Source organism: Pseudomonas sp. rhizo66 (assembly GCF_031931925.1).
Lineage (GTDB): Bacteria > Pseudomonadota > Gammaproteobacteria > Pseudomonadales > Pseudomonadaceae > Aquipseudomonas.
Genome location: NZ_JAUJWZ010000001.1, coordinates 347,333 through 370,732, shown reverse-complemented (window position 1 = coordinate 370,732; position 23,400 = coordinate 347,333). Strand labels below are relative to the sequence as shown.

Annotated in this window: 21 protein-coding genes, 1 tRNA gene and 1 pseudogene; 11 read left to right on the top strand and 12 right to left on the bottom strand. The window is 60.3% G+C overall.

Features of this window, described 5'->3' with window-relative positions; all coding sequences use genetic code 11:
- Positions 1 to 645: 645 nt before the first annotated feature.
- On the top strand, positions 646 to 2,619 hold the full coding sequence (locus QZR14_RS01445; protein WP_311995689.1) for a GTP-binding protein: 1,974 nt from the start codon (positions 646 to 648) through the stop codon (positions 2,617 to 2,619).
- A gap of 3 nt (positions 2,620 to 2,622) precedes the next feature.
- On the opposite strand, the gene QZR14_RS01440 is transcribed toward QZR14_RS01445, so the two are convergent.
- From QZR14_RS01440 to QZR14_RS01415, 6 genes are all read right to left on the bottom strand, one after another.
- Positions 2,623 to 3,591: an aldo/keto reductase gene (locus tag QZR14_RS01440; protein ID WP_311995688.1), complete on the bottom strand. Its 969-nt coding sequence runs from the start codon at positions 3,589 to 3,591 to the stop codon at positions 2,623 to 2,625.
- A 99-nt stretch (positions 3,592 to 3,690) separates the two neighbouring features.
- The gene (locus tag QZR14_RS01435; RefSeq protein WP_311995687.1) at positions 3,691 to 5,037 is read right to left on the bottom strand and encodes a glutamine synthetase family protein; all 1,347 of its coding nucleotides are present in this window, start codon (positions 5,035 to 5,037) and stop codon (positions 3,691 to 3,693) included.
- Positions 5,038 to 5,058: 21 nt separating this feature from the next.
- The gene (locus tag QZR14_RS01430; protein ID WP_250605177.1) at positions 5,059 to 5,616 is read right to left on the bottom strand and encodes a helix-turn-helix domain-containing protein; all 558 of its coding nucleotides are present in this window, start codon (positions 5,614 to 5,616) and stop codon (positions 5,059 to 5,061) included.
- A 25-nt stretch (positions 5,617 to 5,641) separates the two neighbouring features.
- Positions 5,642 to 6,931: an NAD(P)/FAD-dependent oxidoreductase gene (locus tag QZR14_RS01425; RefSeq protein ID WP_311995686.1), complete on the bottom strand. Its 1,290-nt coding sequence runs from the start codon at positions 6,929 to 6,931 to the stop codon at positions 5,642 to 5,644.
- 56 nt (positions 6,932 to 6,987) lie between these two features.
- Entirely contained in the window at positions 6,988 to 8,316 is a 1,329-nt protein-coding gene (locus QZR14_RS01420) for an ATP-binding protein (protein ID WP_311995685.1), read from the bottom strand.
- Positions 8,313 to 9,020: a response regulator gene (locus QZR14_RS01415; RefSeq protein ID WP_108224555.1), complete on the bottom strand. Its 708-nt coding sequence runs from the start codon at positions 9,018 to 9,020 to the stop codon at positions 8,313 to 8,315. The genes QZR14_RS01420 and QZR14_RS01415 overlap by 4 nt, the downstream gene beginning before the upstream one ends.
- 162 nt (positions 9,021 to 9,182) lie before the next feature.
- Here QZR14_RS01415 and QZR14_RS01410 point away from each other — a divergent pair, with 162 nt between their 5' ends.
- The 3 genes from QZR14_RS01410 (at position 9,183) to proP (ending at position 11,926) form a co-directional block, all read left to right on the top strand.
- A complete protein-coding gene (locus QZR14_RS01410; RefSeq protein WP_250605181.1) occupies positions 9,183 to 9,500 on the top strand; it encodes a hypothetical protein in 318 nt (105 codons plus the stop codon).
- Positions 9,500 to 10,159 (top strand): DUF3313 domain-containing protein, encoded by a 660-nt coding sequence (locus QZR14_RS01405; RefSeq protein WP_311995684.1) that lies wholly within the window; start codon positions 9,500 to 9,502, stop codon positions 10,157 to 10,159. Before QZR14_RS01410 ends, QZR14_RS01405 begins: the two co-directional genes overlap by 1 nt.
- A 264-nt stretch (positions 10,160 to 10,423) precedes the next feature.
- Positions 10,424 to 11,926 (top strand): glycine betaine/L-proline transporter ProP, encoded by a 1,503-nt coding sequence (gene proP / locus QZR14_RS01400; RefSeq protein WP_134175614.1) that lies wholly within the window; start codon positions 10,424 to 10,426, stop codon positions 11,924 to 11,926.
- 46 nt (positions 11,927 to 11,972) lie between these two features.
- On the opposite strand, the gene QZR14_RS01395 is transcribed toward proP, so the two are convergent.
- From QZR14_RS01395 to QZR14_RS01375, 5 genes are all read right to left on the bottom strand, one after another.
- Positions 11,973 to 12,584: a nucleotidyltransferase domain-containing protein gene (locus QZR14_RS01395; RefSeq protein ID WP_311995683.1), complete on the bottom strand. Its 612-nt coding sequence runs from the start codon at positions 12,582 to 12,584 to the stop codon at positions 11,973 to 11,975.
- Positions 12,585 to 12,695: 111 nt separating this feature from the next.
- A complete protein-coding gene (locus QZR14_RS01390; RefSeq protein WP_311995682.1) occupies positions 12,696 to 13,016 on the bottom strand; it encodes a hypothetical protein in 321 nt (106 codons plus the stop codon).
- A 247-nt stretch (positions 13,017 to 13,263) separates the two neighbouring features.
- Entirely contained in the window at positions 13,264 to 14,052 is a 789-nt protein-coding gene (locus QZR14_RS01385; RefSeq protein WP_311995681.1) for a DUF2092 domain-containing protein, read from the bottom strand.
- 108 nt (positions 14,053 to 14,160) lie between these two features.
- Positions 14,161 to 15,276, bottom strand: coding sequence for an AI-2E family transporter (locus QZR14_RS01380; RefSeq protein WP_311995680.1), 1,116 nt, complete (start codon positions 15,274 to 15,276; stop codon positions 14,161 to 14,163).
- A 72-nt stretch (positions 15,277 to 15,348) separates the two neighbouring features.
- Positions 15,349 to 15,954 carry a TetR/AcrR family transcriptional regulator gene (locus tag QZR14_RS01375; protein ID WP_311995679.1) on the bottom strand — a complete coding sequence of 202 codons (606 nt, stop codon included), beginning with the start codon at positions 15,952 to 15,954 and terminating at the stop codon, positions 15,349 to 15,351.
- 157 nt (positions 15,955 to 16,111) lie between these two features.
- On the opposite strand from QZR14_RS01375, the gene QZR14_RS01370 reads away from it, so the two are divergent.
- The 7 genes and pseudogenes from QZR14_RS01370 to QZR14_RS01345 all read left to right on the top strand — a co-directional run bounded on the left by QZR14_RS01370 (position 16,112) and on the right by QZR14_RS01345 (position 23,132).
- Complete coding sequence (locus QZR14_RS01370; protein ID WP_311995678.1) at positions 16,112 to 17,494, top strand: aspartate aminotransferase family protein; 1,383 nt, start codon at positions 16,112 to 16,114, stop codon at positions 17,492 to 17,494.
- A 351-nt stretch (positions 17,495 to 17,845) separates the two neighbouring features.
- Entirely contained in the window at positions 17,846 to 19,549 is a 1,704-nt protein-coding gene (locus tag QZR14_RS01365) for an amidase (RefSeq protein ID WP_311995677.1), read from the top strand.
- A gap of 396 nt (positions 19,550 to 19,945) precedes the next feature.
- The gene (locus tag QZR14_RS01360; protein WP_311995676.1) at positions 19,946 to 21,241 is read left to right on the top strand and encodes an OprD family porin; all 1,296 of its coding nucleotides are present in this window, start codon (positions 19,946 to 19,948) and stop codon (positions 21,239 to 21,241) included.
- A 320-nt stretch (positions 21,242 to 21,561) separates the two neighbouring features.
- Positions 21,562 to 21,654: pseudogene (locus tag QZR14_RS27990) on the top strand (DUF6124 family protein); the annotation flags it as partial.
- A 120-nt stretch (positions 21,655 to 21,774) separates the two neighbouring features.
- A complete protein-coding gene (locus QZR14_RS01355; RefSeq protein WP_122844203.1) occupies positions 21,775 to 22,020 on the top strand; it encodes a type II toxin-antitoxin system ParD family antitoxin in 246 nt (81 codons plus the stop codon).
- On the top strand, positions 22,013 to 22,303 hold the full coding sequence (locus QZR14_RS01350; protein ID WP_311995675.1) for a type II toxin-antitoxin system RelE/ParE family toxin: 291 nt from the start codon (positions 22,013 to 22,015) through the stop codon (positions 22,301 to 22,303). The genes QZR14_RS01355 and QZR14_RS01350 overlap by 8 nt, the downstream gene beginning before the upstream one ends.
- A gap of 469 nt (positions 22,304 to 22,772) precedes the next feature.
- Entirely contained in the window at positions 22,773 to 23,132 is a 360-nt protein-coding gene (locus QZR14_RS01345) for a DUF6124 family protein (RefSeq protein ID WP_311995674.1), read from the top strand.
- Positions 23,133 to 23,304: 172 nt separating this feature from the next.
- On the opposite strand, the gene QZR14_RS01340 is transcribed toward QZR14_RS01345, so the two are convergent.
- Positions 23,305 to 23,400: transfer RNA gene (locus QZR14_RS01340), tRNA-Sec, on the bottom strand.

The window sequence follows — 23,400 nt, the reverse complement described above, 5'->3', positions numbered from 1 at the left end:
GCCGAAAGGATTCGGTTCTGTACGCTATTGAACTTAATCATGTTGAAGCTCCTTTTTTAAAGTATGCATGGCGAATCCATGCGATTCCGTTACTTCATTCACGGCCGAATCTTTCAATGCGGCCGAAATAGAAGTTACTGCTTCTCAGAGGATGAACAGCGCTGACAGCATCCGATTTTGTACGCTTTGATATTTGATCATTTCACTGTCTCCATGTGATTTAAAGTTTGCTGCAAATTGCAGCGACGTAAGATTTAGCTGTCGTCCGAAGATACGTCAAGGAAGTTTGTGAAAGGCACGCGCCAAGGCCAAACAAACCTTCTAGTTAGTTCCGACGGCGTTTTTTCAACGTGTATCAATGGTTTAAATGAAAAATAACCCGATCATGTTTTTTTGCGATGCGCGACGATGCACGGAAAGTTACCCGCCGTCGCGCCTCGCGATTTCGGCACCTTCAGCGTTGAAAGCGCTAGTAGAAACAAATTGCAACAATCCGTGGTGAATTGACGCCCCTACAAACCTCAACTAGTTTAAACAACCGTCACCGGTGGTAACTGGATGTATCCGCCGTAGGACAGCGCATTCGAATGGAGTTCGACCGGCCGACACCCGCCTCGTCAGCCGTATGATCAGGAGCGATCAACCATGAAGTCCCTTAATCTGGGAATCCTCGCGCACGTCGATGCCGGCAAGACCAGCCTGACCGAACGGATCCTGTTCGATGCCGGTGCGCGTTTGCGCCTGGGCAGTGTGGATTCGGGCAACACCTGCACCGACAGCCTGCTGCTGGAACGCGAGCGCGGCATCACGATCAAATCCGCCGTGGCCTCGTTCGAGCTCAACCACCTGCTGATCAATCTGCTGGACACCCCCGGACACCCGGATTTCATTGCCGAGGTGGAGCGTACCCTCGCCTTGCTCGACCTCGCCGTCGTCGTGGTTTCGGCCGTCGAGGGGGTTCAGGCGCAAACCCGGGTGCTGGTCAACGCCCTGCAACGAATGGCAATACCTCATGTGTTCTTCATCAACAAGGTTGATCGTAAAGGCGCCGATTTCCTGCGCACCCTGGAGGCTCTCCAGCTACAGCTCAAGAGTCGCCCGTTGGCCTTGTGCACTGTGCGAGACGCCGGCACGGCGCAGGCCACGGTCGAACGCATTGATCAGGCGTCAGCCGAGGTCACGTCACAGTGGCTGGACGTGCTGTGCGAACACGATGAGACGTTGTTGCACGACTACGTGACGGCGGCGCAAACAATCGACAGTTCGCGCCTTGAGCAAGCGGTGCGCGAGCAACTGGGCAGAGGCCTGGTCAATCCGGTGTTTGCCGGGTCAGCCATTACCGGTGTTGGCGTCGCACAGATGATCGAGACGCTCACACGGTTGGCCCCGGCCAGATGTCACGATGCCGAGGCGCCTGTGCTCGCCTCGGTATTCAAGATCGACCGGGGCTGGGGCGGGCACCGGCGTTTTCATGTCTGTGTCCAGGCTGGCACGCTGCACGTCCGCCAATCGATCGAGACGCCGCAAGGCACCAGCCGGATCACCGCCATTCAAGTCTCCGAAAGCGGCGGTCTGCAACCGGCAACCCTCGCCCGCGCAGGCCAGATCGCTTGCATCACCGGGCTTGAAGGCGTGCGCATCGGCGATCGGATCGGCGCGTGCAGAGAACGCAACACAGCCGCGCACACTTTTACCCCGCCGGCGATCGAAACCCATGTTTCTGCCGCTTTGCCAGCGCAGACAAAAGCCCTCTGGGAAGCATTGAGCCTGCTGGCCGAACAGGATCCGCTGATCGATTTGCGCCGAAACCCGGCGGGGCAAATGTTCGTTTCGCTGTACGGCGAGGTGCAAAAGGAAATCATCCAGGCCACGCTGCAAGAGGAGTACGCCATCGAGGCGGTCTTCGAGGAAAGCTCGGCGATCTGCGTTGAAACCTTGCAAGCGTCTGGTCAGGCCCAGGAATCAATCGATGAGCCCGACAATCCGTTTCTCGCCACCGTCGGTATTCGTGTCAGTCCCGGGGCGGCAGGATCGGGACTCACGTTCATTCGTCAAGCCCATGCCGGGCTGATGCCGGCGAGCTTCTACAAAGCGATCGAAGAATCGGTCTTCGAGAGTCTCAAGGAAGGCCCGTGCGGCTGGATGGTTCACGATTGCGAGGTGATATTGACCACCGTCGACTATGCATCGCCCTCAAGCACTGCGGCTGATTTTCGACACCTCACACCGCTGGTACTGGCTGCAGCGATCAGCCGCGCCGGCACCGCGGTCTGCGAGCCGCGCAGCCAGTTCAACATCGAAGTGCCGGCGGCCTTGAGCAGCGCGGTTCATGGTTTGCTGGCCAAGGCCGGGGCCACAATCCATGGCACCACGCTAGATGCAGAGACCGCGCGGATCGAAGGCTCGATCGTCACCACGCGAATCTACAAGTTGCAGCACCAGATACCCGATGTCACCAGCGGCCTTGGTTTTATGGAAAGCCAACTGGCCACGTATACGCCGGTCGCGGGCACTGCGCCTCGCCGGGAGCGCACCCTGGCCAACCCTTACAATCGCCAGGATTACCTGCGGCAAGTCAGACTGGGCTTGCGCACCGGACGGCCGGCAAGCAGTGCTTGATGGCTATTGAACCGGCGGCTGGCTGATCTGGTTTAGATGACTGACATCGGCGGCCGGCAGGTGCAGTTGTGGCGCCGCCATGATCTCGCGCAATTGCTCGACAGTACTGGCCCCCACCACGGGTGCCACCACCGCAGGTTGGGCCAGCAACCAGGCGAGTGCGACTTGCGTACAGGAACTGTCGCAGTCCCGGGCAATCCGGCGCAGTGATTCAAGGATCAGCCAGTTGCGCTCGTTGAAGTAGTCTCTCTGTACACCCGGCGCGCGCGGAGAACCCGGCAATCCTGCCTGCGGGTGGTACAGGCCAGACAAAAAGCCCTTGGCGAGCGGGTTGTACGGCAAGAGTCCGACGCCCTCTTCCACGCACAATGGCTGCAGTTCGGTTTCGACACGACGCCGTTCGAGCAGGTTGTAGCGTTCTTGAACACTGACGTAGCCGACCAGTGCATTGCGCTCGCTGATCGCCAGTGATTTCATCAGGCGCCAGGCCTTGAAGTTGGAGCAACCGACGTAACGCACCATCCCCCGCTGCACCAGATGTTCGAAGGCGCGCAAGGTTTCTTCGACCGGAACATCATCGTAGTCATCATGGGCCTGATACAAATCGATGCAGTCGACTTGCAAACGCTCCAGCGAACCCTCCACAGCCTTGACGATGTGCCGCCAGGAAAGCCCCTCGTCATTGGGCCCGGGCCCCATGCGCCCGGACACCTTCGTTGCCAGCAATACCTGGTTGCGTCTGGCCGTGGTTTTCAACCAGCGCCCGACGAACTCCTCCGAATCCTTGCCACCGACACCGTCACCCAGAACCGGGTAGACATCCGCCGTGTCGATCAGGTTACCGCCCGCTTCGACATAGGTATCGAACAAGCGGCGTGAGGTAGGCTCGTCGACCCACCAGTTGCATTGCGCGGTTCCCATCGCAATCGCGGAAACCTTGAGTCCCGAGCGTCCAAGTCGTCTGTAGTTCATGATCGATATCGCCGTCCCTGTTACGAAGCTTCCATGATGTCGCGGGGCAGTATAGTGGAGTCTCGGCGCCCCCGTTCAAGGCTGACTGCTTTGCAGGTGTCACAAATACCACCGATACTCCCGCGCCCCAATCTCCTGCATAAACGCCAAATGATCCTGGCGTTTATTCTCGCAATACACATCCACAAACTCCGCGCCCAACCCTTCCCGCAACTGCGGCTGATGCTGCATCGCACGCACGGCCTCGACAATCTCTTTAGGGAAATCGATCCCGCTACTGCGGTCTTCGTTCAGCGGTGCGATCGGTTCTTTGCCCGACGCCAGCCCGTGCTCCAGTCCCACCAGAATCGCCGCCAGCACCAGATACGGATTGGCATCCGCGCCCGCCAGGCGATATTCAACCCGCAGGTTCTTCGCGTCCGACTCGGGGATGCGCAGGCACGCATCGCGATCCTCAAAGCCCCAACTGGCTTTGCTCGCGGTGTTCACCGTGCCGCCCAAGCGGCGCATCGAGTTCTGGTTTGGCGCGAAGATCGGCATGCTGTGCGGCAGCAATTCCAGGCACCCGGCGACTGCATGGCGTAGCGGCTGCTGCTCATTGGCCGCCAACAGATTATTGCCGGTTGCGTCGTACAAACTGACATGCACATGCATGCCGCTGCCCGGATGCTGCAAGTACGGCTTGGCCATGAAACTCGCGCGATAACCGTGTTTAAGCGCGACGCCGCGCGTGCTGCGGCAGAACAACGCCGCCCAATCCGCCGCACGCAAACCGTCGTCGAGATGGCCGAAGTTGATTTCAAACTGTCCGGGCCCAAGTTCCGCGGTAATCACCGTGGCGTCGATGCCCTGTGCCCGCGTCGCTTCGACCATTTCATCCAGCACCGGCGCGAAGCGTGAGAGACGTTCGATGTGCAGGTTCGGTTGATCATCGGCATCGTCGGTCAGGTCGTCGCGGGGGAATTGCGGCAGACCGTCGCGCAGCTTTTTATCGAACAGGTAGAACTCCAGCTCGAACGCCACCACCGGGTGAATGCCTTTGCCCGCCAGGCGTTGGAGCACTTGTGCGAGGACTTCACGGGGTTCGAACTCGATCGGTTTTTCCGTGCCGTCCGAGGTGATCAGCATCTGCCCTAGCGGCTGCGCTTCCCACGTCACCGGTTTCAGTGTGCCCGGCACGAGACGGCGCACGGCATCCGGGTCGCCGTCGTTGAAGCAGTAATCGCCAATCGGGAACAAACCGCCCTGCACGCCGAGCAGCACACAGTTCTGCGGCAGTTTCAGCACGCTGCCGGCGGCGACTTTTTCGAGCATGTCTACCGGATAACGCTTGCCGTAAAAATGCCCGGGAATGTCCACGGAAATCAGGTCGACATAACGCACCTCGGGGTAACGTTGGCGAAACGCACGCACTTCGGCGAGCAGGTCTGCGCAGACAGCGTCCATCGTGTTCATCCTTTGTTGTGATCAGGTGTAGACCCAGAGCACGCGAGTCAACTGCTCGGTGAGGTTGCCGTAGCGGCAGCGGGTATGACTGTCGAACTGAAAGCTGTCGCCGGCTTTCAACGTGGTCGGTTCTTCGTTGTCGCCCAGCCACAGCGTCAGTTCGCCTTCGAGGACGTAGCCGCCCTGCTCCGAGCTGTCAGTCAGATGGCGATCACCGCTGCTCGCACCGGCTTCCAGATGGCTTTCGAGCATGGAGAACGAGGCGCGCATCTGCGGCGACACCAGAATGTCGGTGATGCCGTTGGCGTAATACAGCGTGCGGCGCTCGTCCGGGCGCGTCACCCAGGGCAATTCCTTGGGTTTGGGCAGGCTGTAGAAATAGGTGGTCGGCACGCCGAAGGTTTCGCTGATCGCGGTCAAGTCCGCCACAGTGGGCCGCGACAAGCCGCGCTCGACCTGCGACAGAAACCCGACCGAACGGCCGATCTTGTCGGCCAGCTCCTTCAGGGTCCATTTCTTGTGCTTGCGCAGGTCATGGATGAGGATCGCCAGCGCGGCGATTTCTTCTTGCTTGTTCATGGCTGCAATTCCGAAAGATGTTTCATCAAATACTGTCGCGCAGTCGATACCAGGCCTTGCCGATCGCCTCCAGCGGCGCCGCGAAGTGCTTGCCGCCGGGAAAGCGGCCATTGCTCAGGCCTTGGTACAACGCCAATTCATCGCCATCGCCGAGAATCGCATCGGACACCGCACGCGCGGCAGCCAATGTCGGCAGGACGCCGTGCCCCGAGTAACCTTGCAGCCAATATCGGTGGTCATCGCCGCCAACGTCCGGCGTGCGATTGATCGTCAAATCGATATGCCCGCCCCAGGCAAACTCGATGCCGACACCTTTGAGCTGCGGGAACACCCGTTCCAGAAACGGCCGCGTCGCCGCCGCAATGTCCTTGGGCATACCGCCGAGATAGGTGCAGCCGCCGCCGAACAACAGGCGGTTATCCGGCGTGCGACGAAAGTAATCGAGGACGAATTGGTTGTCGGTCACGCACACATTGCGCGGCAACAGCGCATTGGCCTGTTCAGGCGCAAGCGGTGCAGTGGCGACCTGATAAGTGCCCACCGGCAGAATGCAGCTGGACAGTTGCGGGTCGAGTTCATCGAGATAAGCGTTGCACGCCAGCACCAGCACATCGGCGCGAACCGTACCGCGAGCGCTGTTGACCCGAAAACCGCCGCCCTGCGCCTGATAACCCAGCGCCTTGCTTTGTTCATGGATTCGCCCGCCGGCCCGCTCGATGGCGGCCGCCAGGCCTAGCGCCAGTTTCAGCGGATTGAGGTGTGCGCCTTCAGGGTCGTAAAGCCCGGCCTGATAGCGATCAGTGGCCAGCCATTCGGGCAGTTGTTCACGAGCAATGAACTGCAACCCATCGTGGCCCCACTTGTGGCTCGCCTCGTGTTGCCATTCGCTGAGCAGGCTGACCCGGCGCGGCATCACCGAGGTCCACAAATGCCCGGGCCGATAGTCGCAATCGAAACCATGGCGCCCGGGCAATTCGCGCAATTCGGCGGCAGCCCAACGCATGCCGTCCCAAAGCCGCCTGGCCCGTTCATGGCCCAGCGCAGCTTCCAGCGGTGGCATATCGCACGACCAGCCAAGAATCGCCTGCCCGCCATTACGCCCCGACGCCGCCCAGGCCACGCGACTGGCTTCCAGCACGATCACGCGTTTGCCTGCCAAGGCCAGACGCAACGCCGTGTGCAGGCCACTGAATCCAGCGCCGATGATCACCACGTCGGCATCATGCTCACCTTCTAGAACAGCGCGCTGGCTCAGAAGATCGGCGCAACTGTGGGCGTAATAGCTGTCGACGTGCTGGCTGGATTGCTGAAACATTCGCGGCCTCATGAAATTTGTTTCTTATAATTTCATGAAAATCTACAGAATAAATTTCACACAGGCAACTCGACCTTCGCGATCAGCCCTCCGCTCTTGCGATTGCTCAGCGTCAATTCACCGCCCTGCTCACGGACGATCGCTCGCGCGGCGGAAAGACCCAGGCCCACGCCGCCGGTATCGCGATTGCGCGAAGCTTCCAGACGAAAGAACGGATCGAACACCTGCTCCAACGCCGACTCGGGAATACCGGGGCCTTCGTCGCTGACCTCGATGCAGATCGCATGCTCATCACGTCTCAATGCAATGCCCGGACACTTTGCATATTTCAGCGCATTCTCCAGCAAATTGACGACCACCCGCTTGATACCCAGCGGTCGTCCTTCGTACACCAGATGCGCTGGACCTTCGAAGTCGACATTGATGTGCTGATCGCGGTAATCGTCGACGATGGTCTGCAGCAACTCCGACAGATCAAACGCAGTGGTCTGCTCGCGGTGCGTGTCTTCGCGGAAGAACGCCAGCGCGGCGTTGATCATCGATTGCATCTCTTCAACGTCGCGAATCAGTTTGCCCTGGTGATCGAGGTCTTCCATGAACTCGCTGCGCAAGCGCATGCGCGTCAGCGGTGCGCGCAAATCGTGGGAGATCGACGCGAGCATGTGCGTGCGCTCGGCGATGAAGTGCTGGATCTGCGCCTGCATGGTGTTGAAGGCGATAATCGCCTGACGGATTTCGTCAGGGCCTTCGAGCTTGATCGGCGGTGCGCGCAGGTCGGTGCCGAATCGTCTGGCAGCGCGGGCGAAGCGCTGCAAGGGGTTGGCCAATTGGCGGGTGGCAACCCAGGCGACCAGCAACGTGGCAATCAATCCCAAAGCGATGACGATCGCGATACGCGCGCCAAACTCCAGGCCCCAACTGCGCTCCGGCGGGACAAATGACAACCAGCTGCCATCGACCAATTGCACGACGGCGGCGTAATGCGCCTGAGGACTGCCGTTCGGCCAGTCGCCTGGGCTGAACACCTCGATTTTTCGATCTTTGCCCAGCAGTTGCTGCAGCACCGGCACCCGGCTCGCTGGCAGGCGAAGCCCGTCACTGGGCAGGTCGAAGTCGGCGCGTTGTGCTTGCCACGACACCTGCAGCATGGCGCTGCTCGCTGCCGTGGCCAGTTGCGGGCGCAGGCTGGCCGGGGCGGCTTCGATCACCCGCGAGGTCGCGGCGATCTGCTCCAGCAGGCCGGTGCGCTCAATCGGTGGCCGCGCCCAGATCCCGGCGACTTGCACGAACAGTGCATTCAACGCCAGCGAGGCGACCATCGCGGCAATGATGGTCAGGGCGATGCGTCGGCGCAGGGTGTCGCCACGCCATAGTCGGCGGATCACGAGCGACTGACCTTGGCGGTGAACAGATAACCACCGTTGCGCACGGTTCGAATCAGGTCCGGGCGCTTGCTGTCCGGCTCGATCTTGCGCCGCAAGCGGCTGACTTGCACATCGATGCTGCGATCAAAGGCGTCATGGCCATGGCCGTGAGTCAGGTCGATCAACTGCTCGCGGGTGAGGATACGCTGCGGATGATCGAGGAACACCACGAGCAAATCGAACTCGCCGCCGGACAGCGGAATCATCACGTTTTCCGGGGAGCGCAGTTCGCGGCAGGTGATGTCCAGATGCCAACCGGCGAACGCAATCACCGGGCGCGACGGCTCCACCGGGCTGCGCTGTTCAGCGGCGCGACGCTGCAAGGCACGTACGCGAGCGAGCAGTTCCTGCGGGGCAAATGGTTTGGTCAGGTAATCGTCGGCGCCCAGTTCCAGCCCGACAATGCGATCACTCAGTTCGGCCATGGCGGTGAGCATGATGATCGGAATGCCCAATTGCGCGCGCACCTTCTGGCACAGGCTCAGGCCGCTTTCGCCGGGCATCATCAGATCAAGAATGATCGTGTCCGGACGGTTCTGCGCGATTGCCGCCCACATGGCTTCGCCGTGGGACGCCACGTCGACTTCATAGGCGTGCTGCACGAAGAACTTCTTCAGCAGCGCGAGGATTTCCACGTCGTCGTCGACGAACAGCAGTCTGCTCACAGTTACAGATCCATGCGGCGAAAAAACGCCAATCTAAAGCCATTTCGCCGCCCGGGTCATTTATTTCAATCGAGCAACATTTCTACGCGCCAGACATCAAGCGGACATCCTCCGGCAAAACCGCGCGGGCATTCTGCGGCCATTCCAATTCAGGGGGTTCTCATGAAGCTATTGAACGACAACCACTGCGCCGAGGGGCACAGCAGCAACCGGCCCTTGATCCTCAGCCAGCGCACCGCCGCACTCGGCCCTGATACGCCGATTGTGTTTCAGGAGTCGTGCCTGGGCGTGTCCAGCGATCAGAGCCGGATCGTCCTGCGCCGCTATTTCGAGCAGTTCAGCCCGACCAATGCGCACTGGGTCGAGTACGTCCACAGCATTGCCGCTGCCGACCTCATCCAATGGATCATGACCCACGGCCAGTTGCACATCGAGTGCTCGGACAGCATCGCCACGCAACCTCACAAGGAAACCCGTTAATGACCCGCACGCGTTCGCTGTCGCTGGCCCTCGCCGCCACCCTGAGCCTGGCGGCCTGCACCAATAACAAGGTCGAGCACAGCGGTTTTCTGCATGACTACAGCGTGTTGACCGAGCGCCAGTCGCCGTCCGGCGAGTCTGTGCTGGCGTGGGTCAGCCCGGCGCTGGCCAGAGGTCGCTACACCCAGGTTTACCTGGCGCCGAGTCAGTTTTACCCGAGTGCCGAGCCGACGCCGCGGATTCCGCTGAGCACCCTGTCCGGGGTTACCGACTACTACGACGCGGCATTGCGGCTGGAACTGGGCAAGGTGATGCATCTGGTCAACCAACCCGGGCCGAACACCCTGGTGGTGCGCCCCGCCATCACTCAAGTGGCGACCAGCACTCAGGGTTTGCGCTTTTATGAGTGGCTGCCGGTCACCCTCGTCGCTGCCGGCGTGAGCACGGCGACCGGTATTCGCGATCAGGACAGCCAAGTCGCCACCGAGGTGTCGTTCGAGGACGGTTCGACCGGCGAAGTGATTGCCGAAGTGGTGCGCAAAGGCACCGGCGTGCCGCTGGAGAACGACAAGCAGGTGTTGACCGCCGATGACGTTAAGGTGGTGCTGGATGGCTGGGCCAGCGACCTCGGCAAATCCTACGCAACCCTGCGCCGGTAACTACATTCCCCTGTAGGAGCTGCCGGAGGCTGCGATCTTGTTAGGACGCGGAGCGTCCCCGGCTGCATTCCCACGCTGAGCGTGGGAACGATCAGCGTGGGAACGATCACTCGCAGCCTTCGGCAGCTCTTACACAGATGCGTCAGGAAAAAAAGCGCCGGGCAGTGAATTATTTCGTGTCCTCATGTATCTGAGCCAAAGAGTACGCGCCATCAAAAAGATGGCATCTACGCGGCACGATGGATCAGCAAAGAGAAGACCCGGATGAAATCACGCAAGAAAACCGTCAAGCCGATCGGCCTGAACGACATCACCATTGTCGACGACGCCAAGATGCGCAAGGCGATCACCGCTGCCGCGCTGGGCAATGCCATGGAATGGTTCGACTTTGGTGTCTACGGCTTCGTCGCCTATGTGCTCGGCAAAGTGTTCTTCCCCGGCGCCGACCCCGGCACCCAGATGATCGCCGCGCTGGCGACGTTCTCGGTGCCCTTCCTGATCCGACCGCTGGGCGGCTTGTTCTTCGGCGCCTTGGGCGACAAATACGGGCGACAGAAAGTCCTCGCCGCGACCATCGTGATCATGTCGCTGAGCACTTTCGCCATTGGCCTGATTCCGTCCTATGCCTCGATCGGCATCTGGGCGCCGATCCTGCTGTTGTTGGCGAAAATGGCCCAAGGCTTCTCGGTGGGCGGTGAATACACCGGCGCCTCGATCTTCGTCGCCGAATATGCGCCGGACCGCAAGCGCGGCTTCCTCGGCAGTTGGCTGGATTTCGGTTCGATTGCCGGTTTCGTCCTCGGTGCCGGTGTGGTGGTGCTGATTTCCACCACGCTGGGCGAAGCGAAGTTCGAGGAATGGGGCTGGCGTCTGCCGTTCTTCCTTGCGTTGCCGCTGGGCATGATCGGCCTCTATCTGCGTCACGCCCTGGAAGAAACCCCGGCGTTCCAGCAGCACGTCGAAAAGCTTGAGCAAGGTGACCGCGAAGGCTTGGCCGGTGGCCCGAAAGTCTCGTTCAAGGAGGTCGCGACCAAACACTGGCGCAGCCTGATGACCTGCATCGGCGTGGTGGCAGTGACCAACGTCACCTACTACATGCTGCTCACCTACATGCCGAGTTACTTGTCGCACAACCTGCATTACAGCGAAAACCGTGGCGTGCTGATCATCATCGCGATCATGGTCGGCATGCTGTTCGTGCAGCCGGCGATTGGCTTTATCAGCGACAAGATCGGTCGCAAGCCTTTCATCGTGGTTGGCAGCATCGGTTTGTTCATTCTGGCGATCCCGGCGTTCATGCTGATCAACAGCGGCAAGATCGGTTTGATCTTCGCCGGCCTGCTGATGCTGGCCGTGCTGCTGAACTTCTTTATCGGGGTCATGGCCTCCACCCTGCCAGCGATGTTCCCCACGCACATTCGCTATAGCGCACTGGCGGCGGCGTTCAACGTCTCGGTATTGATTGCCGGCCTGACGCCGACCGTGGTCGCCTGGCTGGTCGAGAGCACCAACAATCTGTACATGCCGGCGTATTACCTGATGGTGATTGCCGTGGTCGGTCTGGCCACCGGCGTGACGATGAAGGAAACCGCCAACAAGCCGTTGCGTGGTGCAGCGCCAGCGGCCTCTGACCTCGAAGAAGCCAAGGAACTGCTGCAAGAGCACCACGACAACATCGAGCAGAAGATCGAAGACATCGACGCCGAAATCGCCGCGCTGGAAGCCAAGCGCAAGGAACTGGTGCAGCAGCACCCGCGAATTAACTGAGCGCGAACACTGACCGCAGACCGACTCTGACCGGGTGGCGTGCTGCTTAAACGCAGCTCAGCCACTCGTGCTCCGGATGCAATCGCGTCAAATGTCGAAGCAACCACACGCGCTCCTGCGCAGACAAGTTCGGTAAGGCGCTGGCGAAATCGCTGCGGTCTTTGGGGCGCGTGTGTTTGGCCTTGAACAAGAGAACAGCGGCAGGTCGCAGATACGGGATGCCCGCCGTGCTGCGCAGAACCATTTCGGCGCGCGGGCAGGTTATCGACGGATCACGCTTGTAGATCCAGGTATCCGGCGTGCCCGGCTCGATCATGACATCCACACGCCAGGTCTGTGCGGCGCTGTCGTATCCCCAGATCTGAAAAATGTCTTCGGCGGGCAAGCAGGTCGCTGACAAAAACCGGAATGTGCCGTCCTTCACCGCGTAGAAATCCAGATCGCTCAACGCTTGGCGAAAACAGGCGAAATCCGCCCGCAACACCGTGAACTCCAGATCGCTGTGAGCCCGTGTTTGCCGCCCGTGCCACAGGTCCAGCGCCCAACCGCCGACCACGCACCACGGGCGATTTACCGCGTTCAGAAGTGTTGCCAACTCCTCAGGTGTCCAGGGTTGCCATTGCTCTTGATCGGGCACCAGCGGCTGGGCTGTTGTCATGTCTCAGGCTCGTTGTTCTGTAGATGGATATCGGTAGCGCGCCATTCGACCCCCTTTCACCACCCGGCTCAAGATTTTTATCAGCTCGCCTTGAATCCGATCGCACGTCATTCAAGGCGCATTGACTACCACATACGTCACATCACTGCCCTGATACTGCGGCTGGTACCAGGTCGAGCCGCACTGCATATAGGCGACGTTGTACTGAATCACCTGCACGCAACTGCTGGGCATTTGCGCCGGGGTAAAGATCGCCCCTACCACCGCCGCAGTGGCCGCGACGGTTGCCGTTACCGCCACTGCGGTCGCCACCGGATGGTAGTGATCGTCGTAGCCATAACGGCCATGGCCGTCGACATCAATATCGACATCGCGACTGTTGTCGATGATGACGTTGCGGTTGCTGTTATTGACATTCGTGCGGTTACCCACGTTGTTGCCGGCATTGACCCGATTGCCCGAATTGACCCGATTGCCGGCACTGACATTGTTGGTGCGCTGCGGCGCATTGATCCGCTGCGCCCGTTGCGCATTCGGCGCCGGGGCGCGGTTGACGTTGGCGCGGGCATGTCCTTGGGCGCGTTGCCCCCGGGCATCGGCTTAGGCGACATAACCGGCGGTCAGCAGTGTGGCGGCGGCCAGCGACAACAACAGACTCCACGTCATCGACTTGCTCATGTCACTGCCCTCCCTGATCGCTGGCCTGTTTAAACGCAATTGCCACATCGCCTTTGCCCGGTTTGAAGGTGAACTGCGTATCCGGGATGGTCGGCTTGAGGTTCCACCGATACACCGCGCTGTACTCGGGAAAGCTCTTCTCGTCCGTGGTGGTGATCACCAGTTTGCACGGCAAGGGTTTATCGGAACGGGTCAGCCACAATTGCCAGTCGATGCCCTCCTGGCGAAACGCCAAATGGTCGCAGAGCTGGCCCTTGATGACCGACGGCCCCACGTACAATGCCGCTTTCAAGGCGTCGATCTGCGCCTGATCACTGCCGAACAGAAACAGATCCTCCATCGGTACCTGCACACCGTAGAAGTTCTCGACCTTGTGCAGGGTTTCCGCCACGGTGGCCGGGGCGTCGACAGTGGTGTAGTACTTCAGGTACGGCGAATACTGGGTGAGTTTTTTGCCGTTATAGAAAAACTCGCGGGTGCGCACATCGCCTTCGCTTTTCGCATACAAACGATCGTGGCCGACCACTTTCAGGGTATTGGCGGACTCGGTCTTGATCTTCTGCCCGGATTCCAGAACCGTGTCGCGCGAGACTTCGGCATCGACCTGGAATTTCGGCAGGCTGCGCAGGTAGTTGCCCATATCGATGAGCTTGTCGACCACGTGCGGGTTGATCAGCGGCGCATCGTCGGTGGCCTCGGGAGGGGGCGCGGCCGGTGGCTCTTCTGCGCGGGCTCCCGGCGCGAGAACCAGTGTGAACATCAGGCAGACGATACTGGCTGGGGCTTTCATCGGTTCCGCTCCTGTCCCTGCGTGGGCGTTGCGCCTGAAGGGCGACTGACTGACCAGCCTAGATGTCCGCTCAGGTGTACGCCAATGCGTCAGCGAGAGGGATGAGTGTCACGGCAGGTTTTCTTTGCGCTGGCTCTCCAGAAGCTCGGTGATATCGGCCGGTTGATACACCCAGCCGATGAACAATTCATAGCCAACCGCCAGAATCACCGGCCCGGTGAACAAACCGATAATGCCGCTGGTGACCATACCCCCGAGCGCGCCGATCAGTACAACCGGCATCGGCACCGCGACGCCGCGTCCCAGCAGCATCGGTTTGAGCACGTTGTCGGCAAGCCCGGCAATCGCCATCCACACCGCAAAGATAATTGTGCTGGCGCTGACCCCGTCCACGGCGAAGACATAAATCACGATGGGCAGCGTGATCAGCAACACCGGCAATTGGGTGATGCCCAGCAGCAACACCATCAAGGCGAGAATGCCGGCCGCCGGTACGCCCATGACCACCAACGCCACGCCCACCAGCAACATCTGAATAAACGCGATGCCAACCACGCCCTGCGCCACGGCGCGGATGGTTGCCGTGCACAGTTCGGCGATCTGCGGGCCACGCACGGGGCCGGAAATGCGTGTGGTGATAGCCACCGCTGTCCGGTGGCCGCGCTCGCCGTGGTGCATGATCAACCCGGCGACGATCAAGGCAATCACAAACACCACGATGCCTGCGCCGACGCCGGCAGCTTGATGCAACACCACTTTGCTCCAGTCCTTGAGGTGCGGTGCCAGTTCCTGAAACGCCCAGCTCAGGTCCTGCGAAGCGTGCATCCAGATGCCGTAAAGCGGCGCGCCAATCAGCGGCCAGTCTTCGACACTGGCCGGTGGCGGCGGTATCTCGAACTGCCCCGCTTCGAACGTGTGCATGCTGCCCTTGATCGAATCGGCGATCGAAGCACCCAGCAGGCTCAACGGCAGCATCAGAATCACCAGGCCCACCAGCACCAGAATGATTGCCGCCCAGCCGTAGCGATTACCGAGTTTTGCACCCAGCAGCTGATTCAGCGGATACAGCGTGACAGCCAGGATCAGCGCCCAGAGCATGACATTGAGAAACGGATGGAAAATGTCGTAGCAGAACAGCACCAGAATGGTGATCAGACCCGCGCGTATGAGTACGTCAAGCAACGCTCTGGAACTCTGAAACGCTATCAGCGGTTTGTCTTCCATGTCGGCGCTCCTGGGTGGGCCATCGATGAACCGCTGTGAGCCTAGTTCACAACCGGCACATCGTCTTTTGCCTTAGCGCTCCAACATGCCGTGACACAACAGATTCAGAACCCCGCGCATGTGCATGGCGTGCGCGGTGCGGTCTGGCAATTCCTGCGTGGCCAGGCGAATAAACGCCATGTTCGCGTACTGGTTGAACAGCGTCGCCACCACGTCGAGATCGATCGATTCGCGCACTTTGCCGACCTGCTGGAAATGCAGGAGCAGCGCTTTCGTCTCTTCGATCACGGCGGCATTCCACGGGCTCATCGCCTCGGCCAACTCACCGGTCAGCAGAAACGGCGCCAGTTCCCGCCAAAGCGAAGCCGGCATCGCCTGTAGCTGGTAATCGGTCATCAGCCCTTCGAACTCGCACAACGCCTCCAGCGGATCGCTGTCATCGTCCAGATTCGCCCGCGCCTCGCGCATGGCTTGCTCGTCGGGTTGCTTGAGCAAGGCCAGCAGAATCTCCTGCTTGCCGCCGAAATAGTTGACCACGGTGGGCGCAGAAACCCCCGCCTGCACGGCGATCTGATCCAGCGTGGTGGCCGCAAAGCCATTGCGTTTGAACAACTCGAGCGCCGCCTCGGCAATCACCTGCCGGCGCTGTTCCTTCTGCCGCTCTCTGAGTCCGCTCATGTTGCCTCTGATGATCCTTGCCAATGGCCCTCAGCCTACGGATATCTTTTTTCATCGACAAATATTTTCTTTACAAAAATATTTTTAGGTGACAAAACTTTATCCGTGCAGCGCCGCGACGAACGCACTCACTTGCCCTTTTCTCTGGAGATCCGCCATGTCCGCCGAACTCGATTCGACCCGCAGTACCAGCGATTACCAAGCCTCTGACGCCGCTCACCACATCCACGCGTTCGTTGATCAGAAGGCCCTCAACGAGGAAGGCCCGCGAGTGATGGTCAGCGGCGATCGTCTGGCATTGTGGGACAACGACGGCAAGCGTTATCTGGACGGCATGTCCGGCCTGTGGTGCACCAATCTCGGTTACGGGCGCAAGGATCTGGCCGCCGCCGCGACCGCGCAGCTGGAACAACTGCCCTACTACAACATGTTCTTCCACACCACTCACCCGGCGGTGATCAAACTGTCCGAACTGCTCTTCAGCCTGTTGCCCAAGCACTACAGCCACGCGATCTACACCAACTCTGGCTCCGAAGCCAACGAAGTGCTGATCCGCACCGTGCGCAAGTTCTGGCAGGTGATGGGCAAGCCCGAGAAGAAAATCATGATCGGCCGCTGGAACGGCTACCACGGCTCGACCCTGGCGGCGACGGCGTTGGGCGGGATGAAGTTCATGCATGAGATGGGTGGCACCATTCCTGATGTGGCGCACATCGATGAGCCGTACTGGTTTGCCCATGAAGGCAACCTCAGTCCGGAAGAATTCGGCCTGCAAGCCGCGCGACAACTGGAAGACAAGATTCTCGAGCTGGGCGCCGACAAGGTTGCCGCGTTCGTCGCCGAGCCGTTCCAGGGTGCGGGCGGCATGATTATTCCGCCGGCGACTTACTGGCCAGAGATTCAGCGCATCTGCCGTCAATACGATGTGCTGCTGTGTGCTGACGAAGTGATTGGCGGTTTTGGCCGTACCGGTGAATGGTTCGCCCATCAGGCGTTCGGTTTTGAGCCCGACACGCTGTCGATCGCCAAAGGCCTGACCTCCGGTTACATCCCCATGGGCGGGTTGATTCTGTCGCGGCGCATGGCCGAGGCGCTGGTGGAAAAAGGTGGCGTGTTTGCCCACGGCCTGACCTATTCCGGCCACCCGGTCGCGGCCGCCGTGGCGATTGCCAACCTCAAGGCCCTGCGCGATGAGGGCGTGGTGAATCAGGTGAAAACCGACACTGGGCCTTATCTGCAGAACTGCCTGCGCGAAGTGTTTGGCAATCACCCGTTGGTGGGTGAGATTCAGGGCATTGGCCTGGTGGCGGCTCTGCAGTTCGCTGAAGACAAGGCCAGCCGCAAGCGCTTTATTAATGAAAACGACATTGCCTGGCGTTGCCGCACGATCGGCTTTGAGGAAGGCTTGATCATTCGCTCGACATTGGGTCGGATGATCATGGCCCCGGCGTTGATTGCCACGCGCACGGAGCTGGATGAGTTGATCGACAAGACGCGGATTGCAGTGGATCGAACGGCGCGGGAGTACGGGGTGCTGTGATCGGCCAAGGTCATGCCTGCCTTCTGAGAACTCCATAAATCCCTGTGGGAGCTGGCTTGCCAGCGATGGCGATAGTTCAGGAACATCATTATCGAATGTGCAGGCCTCATCGCTGGCAAGCCAGCTCCCACATGGATCTTCAGCGGACACGAATTCTGCATTCGTCGCAGATCCCCCGGGGGGGCCAGTGAGGTAGAAAATCGGCGGCAGATCAATCCCGCCGATTACTCCGCGCGCCGCTTGGTGTTAAATAGGCGCCAGTCTTAACCTTGTCGCTTATAGCTGTGCAACGAGAACCGATATGAACACCCACTCCAGGAAAACCACCCAAATTCAAACAGCGGTGAGCGCATGATCGAAGTCACCGAAGTTTCCATTGCCCAACTGCGCGCCGCGCTCGAGTCCGGCCAGACCAGCGCAGTCGAACTGGTGCAGGCGTATCTGGCCCGCATCGATGCCTACGACGGCGCCGACACCTCCACCGCGCTGAATGCCGTGGTCGTGCGCAACCCTGAAGCGCTGAACGAAGCCCGGGCCTCCGATGCCCGCCGTGCCAAAGGTGAAACCCTCGGCCCGCTCGACGGCATTCCTTACACCGCGAAAGACAGCTATCTGGTCAAGGGCCTGACCGCCGCCTCCGGCAGCCCGGCTTTCGCCGATCTGATCGCTTATCGCGATGCCTTCACCATCGAACGTCTACGCGCCGCCGGGGCAATATGCCTGGGCAAAACCAATATGCCGCCGATGGCCAATGGCGGCATGCAACGCGGCGTCTACGGCCGCGCCGAAAGTCCTTACAACGCCAACTACCTCACCGCGCCGTTTGCCTCCGGCTCTTCGAACGGTGCCGGCACCGCCACCGCAGCGAGTTTCGCCGCGTTCGGCCTGGCTGAAGAAACCTGGTCGAGCGGGCGTGGCCCGGCGTCGAACAATGGTTTGTGCGCCTACACGCCGTCGCGCGGGGTGATCTCGGTGCGCGGCAACTGGCCGTTGACGCCGACCATGGACGTGGTCGTGCCTTACGCGCGGACCATGGCCGATCTGCTCGAAGTCCTCGACATCGTCGTGGCCGAAGACCCGGACACCCGTGGCGACCTCTGGCGTCTGCAACCGTGGGTGCCGATCCCGAGCGTCAGCGAAGTGCGCCCCGCCGCTTACGCCGATCTGGCCGCCGACGCCAAAGCGCTGGCCGGCAAGCGTTTCGCCGTGCCGCGTATGTTCATCAATGCCGATCCTGAAGCCGGCACCAGCGAAGCCCCGGGCATCGGTGGCCCGACCGGCCAACGCATCAACACCCGCGCCTCCGTGATCGACTTGTGGAAGCAGGCGCGTCAGGCTCTGGAAGCCGCCGGTGCGGAAGTCATCGAAACCGATTTCCCGCTGGTCTCCAACTGCGAAGGCGACCGCCCCGGCGCGCCAACCGTATTCACCCGTGGTCTGGTCTCGAAAGAGTTCTTGCACCATGAGCTGTGGGATCTGACCGCGTGGGCGTTCGACGACTTCCTGCAAGCCAACGGCGATCCGAAACTCAATCGTCTGGTCGACGTCGACGGGCCGAAAATCTTCCCGCACGATCCGGGCACCCTGCCCAACCGTGAAGGCGATCTGGCTGCCGGCATGGATGAATACGTGCGCATGGCCGAGCGCGGCATCACGCCGTGGAATGAAATCAGCACCGTGCCCGACGGCCTGCGCGGCCTCGAACAGACCCGGCGCATCGACCTCGAAGACTGGATGGATAAGCTGGGCCTCGACGCCGTGCTGTTCCCGACGGTCGCAGACGTTGGCCCGGCGGACGCGGACGTCAATCCGGAGTCGGCAGACATCGCCTGGAGCAACGGCATCTGGGTGGCCAACGGCAACCTCGCGATCCGCCACCTCGGCGTACCGACCGTCACCGTACCGATGGGCGTGATGGCCGACATCGGCATGCCGGTCGGTTTGACTTTCGCTGGCCGCGCCTATGACGACTCGAATCTGCTGCGTTTCGCGGCGGCCTATGAATCGACCGGCAGCAAACGCCAGATTCCGCCGCGCACGCCGCCGCTGTCTTAACGCGGTGAAAAGGTGTGTCAGCCAACAAAAATGTTGCCTGACACACCGCTATCGCTGGCAAGCCAGCTCCCACAGGTTCTACTGCCGCCACAAAATCCTCATTCAACCCAAAACCCTGTGGGAGCGAGCCTGCTCGCGAAAGCGGTGTGTCGGCCGGCAATAATGTTGACTGATGTACCGCCTTCGCGAGCAGGCTCGCTCCCACATTTTTTTGTGTGACGCCAAGATCGGTGGGTACACCATAGCCCCCTGTGGGAGCTGGCTTGCCAGCGATGGCGTCAGCACTATCACAACCTATTGACCTGACAACCACAGCAATTCAGCACACCCACTCAATCCCCAGCCCTGCAAACACTCGATCATCCCGGCCACCTTCATTGCCGCTGGCCACTGACCATGATCGACTGCGCCCCCTCGCGCCTAACCCTGCTCGCGCTGCTCTGCGGTCTGAGCACCACCGCCCACGCCAGCGGTTTCTTCGACGATGCCAAAAGCGAAGTGTTCAGCCGCAACTTCTACCTGAGTAACGACTACCGCTCGCCCTCAACGTCCGGCAAAAACTATAAACAGGAATGGGCTCAGGGCTTTATCGGCACCTTCTCATCCGGTTTCGCCCCCGGAACCGTCGGTTTCGGCATCGATGCCCACGCCTTCGTCGGGCTGAAACTGGACGGCGGCAAGGGCCATTCCGGGACCGGTCTGCTGCCGGTCGACAGCGATGGCCGCAGCGAAAACGACTACTCCAGCGCAGGCGGCGCGCTCAAATTGAAAGCCTCGCGCACCACCCTTGCCTTCGGTGAAATGACCGTGGAAACACCGGTGTTCGATACCTCCGACAAACGCTTGCAACCGGAGTACGCCACAGGTTTCCTGCTCAACAGCGCCGAGTTCGACCACGTCAATCTGGTGGCCGGGCATTTCACCGCGTTCAAGAATCAGGACAGCTCATCGGGCAAAGGCGATTTCTATGGCTATGGCGCCAATACTGAAGCGGGCGGGATCATTTTTCTCGGCGCCGACCTGTTCACCGACAGCCCGATTGGCGGCGCGTTGTACGCCTCGGACCTGAGCGACACCTGGCACCAGTACTACGGCAACCTGCACTTCAAACAGTCCGGCGTGCTGCTCGACGCCAACCTCTACCACACCCGCGACACCGGCCGAGCACTGGCCGGCGCCATCGACAACACCGCGTTCAGCCTCTCCGGCAAATACACCTTCGGCGCGCACGCGGTGCTGCTCGGCTGGCAAAAGATCAATGGCGACACGCCGTTCGATTTCGTCGGTGGCGACTCGATCTACCTCGCCAACTCGATCAAATACGCCGACTTCAACGGCGCCAACGAACGCTCCTGGCAGGCGCGCTACGACCTCGACCTCGGCGCCTTCGGCATCCCCGGCCTGAAGTTCATGACCCGCTACGTCAGCGGCAGCCAAATCGACGGCAGCCACGCGCCCAAGGGCGGCGCCTACAACCCGTTTGATCCTGACAGAGGTAGTTACCAACCGCAGCAAGGTGACGGCGGCAAGCATTGGGAGCGGGATATCGATTTGAAGTACGTCGTGCAGTCGGGCGCGGCGAAGGATTTGTCGGTGCAGGTTTCGCATGTTTCACATCGGGCCAATGAGGCGCAGGCCGGCGATGACATTGACCGCATCTACGTGGTGATCCAGTACCCGTTGGGCTTCTGACGCACCACGGTCAACCTTCTTGGAGTGATTCAAATGTGGGAGCGAGCTTGCTCGCGGAGGGGCCCGTGAAGTCAATACAAAGTGCCTTTTAAACCCTGGCGTTTAAAAGACACCTCCAGACACGCCTTCGAAGCTACACATTCTTGCGCCATTGCCTACAGCTACGCCAGAATCCGCCGGCTTGTGCGCCTTGGGGGCGGGTTCTATTGGGTGCAGTCGCTGACGAATCAGCGATCGGGTTTAGCAATCCGATACCTTACAGACGCTCAATCCCCAGTAGCGATGAGCCGTGGTGGCTACATCAACCACGGAGTTTCACCATGATCAAACCAACACCCAACCCACCCGAAACCGACCTCGCCTCCCCCTACGAATCCCTCGATTCCAAAAAACTCAACGACGCCGCCGAACGCACTGCGATCTTTTGCTTTTAACGTGTCGGGGACTATCGTTTGTCCAACGGGCTCGATGCTCGTTAGCGCACCAATAGTGTGATAATTTGCGCGCATTCGACCATCTCCTGGAGGCCACTCATGGCAACCGTACGAAAAACCATCACCGTGACTGACCAGCAAGACCACTGGATCAAAGCCCAGATCGAAGCCGGTCATTACACCAACGACAGCGAATACATCCGTGATCTGATCCGTCGTGAGCAGGAGCGAAACGCCGAGCTGGAAACCATCCGCGCGGCACTTCGGGAAGGTGAGTCCAGTGGAAAACCTCGCCCTTTCGATCCCGAGGCATTCAAGAAGAGAATGTTGAGCGCGCATGGCTGAATATCGTCTTACCCCCGCCGCAGAGGGTGACCTTGAGGCGATCTGGAGTTATACGGCTCAACAATGGGGCTTGGATCAGGCCAATCGCTACATCGACATCATTACCGCAGCCTTCGAGCAATTAGCCGAGCGCCCAAAAACCGCAGCGGCCTGTGACGCAATCCGCCCCGGTTATCGCCGCTGCAGTGTGGAACGCCACATGATCTATTTTCGGATCACCGCGTATGGCATCGCGATCATCAGAGTGCTGCATGATCGGATGGAAGCGCAGCGTAATCTCTGAGAACGTCTCGGATGTCGCAGGATACGGTGGAGCAAAAGATCGCGCCCTTCGGCAGCTCCTGCTGTTCCCTGTCGGAACTGCCGAACGCGTTATCAAGGACAGACCACGTTTGCCCCCAGATCTTCGCCCGATATTTCGCCTTTTAAACCGGAGTGTTTAAAAGACACCTCCGGACACGCCTTCAATGCTACAAATCCTTGCGCCTTGCCTACAGGCAAGCCAGAATCCGCCGGCTTGTGCGCCTTGGGGTGGTTTCTATTGTGGTGCGGTCGCTGACGGATCAGCGATCGGGTTTAGCAGCTCGGCTAATTTCAAGGCACGCGAGTTTCGCCATTATGTTATGGCGGCTTTGCGTGGGGCACTTCGGTGCGCCGGGATCCTTGAGCCTGGTCTGCTAACCCGCGTACAGCCGCCACCCTATCCGTTTAGCAGCGATGGATGACGGCTCCAAATCTCAAGGAGCTACACCATGATCAAACCAACACCAAACCCACCCGAAACCGACCTCGCCTCCCCCTACGAATCCCTCGATTCCAAAAAACTCAACGACGCCGCCGAACGCGCCCTCGATCACTACCTCTGCCCACTTGGCGCCACACCGCCGCCCCGTAAAACCCGCCGGATGTACGCCGTCACCGCAGACTTCAAAAACGAGGAACTACTGGCTGATGCCAGCGAAACCCTCGCCTCCGCCAGAACCATCGCCCATGACTTCGCCCATCTCATACCGGCATCGCAACGCAGAACGCTGCTGGGCATCGCGCAACTGATCATGCTTGGCGAGCTGGCGGTGAATCGGGTGATGGATAATCTGGAGCTGCCGCAGTAGCGACCCTCGATGATCGTTCCCACGCTCTGCGTGGGAATGCAGCCCTTGACGCTCTGCGTCAAATTCGCAAGCTGGAACGCGGAGCGTCCCTTGAGGCATTCCCACGCAGAGCGTGGGAACGATCGACCGACCTGGAGTTGTCGAAGGCTGCGATCTTTTGCTTTGGGAAAACTGGCGGAAGGCAGCCGGAGTCGAACCTGCCCGGGAACGGATGCCGTCCCCAACCGGGTTTGAAGCCCGGCCGCGCCACCGGGCGCGATTGCCTTCC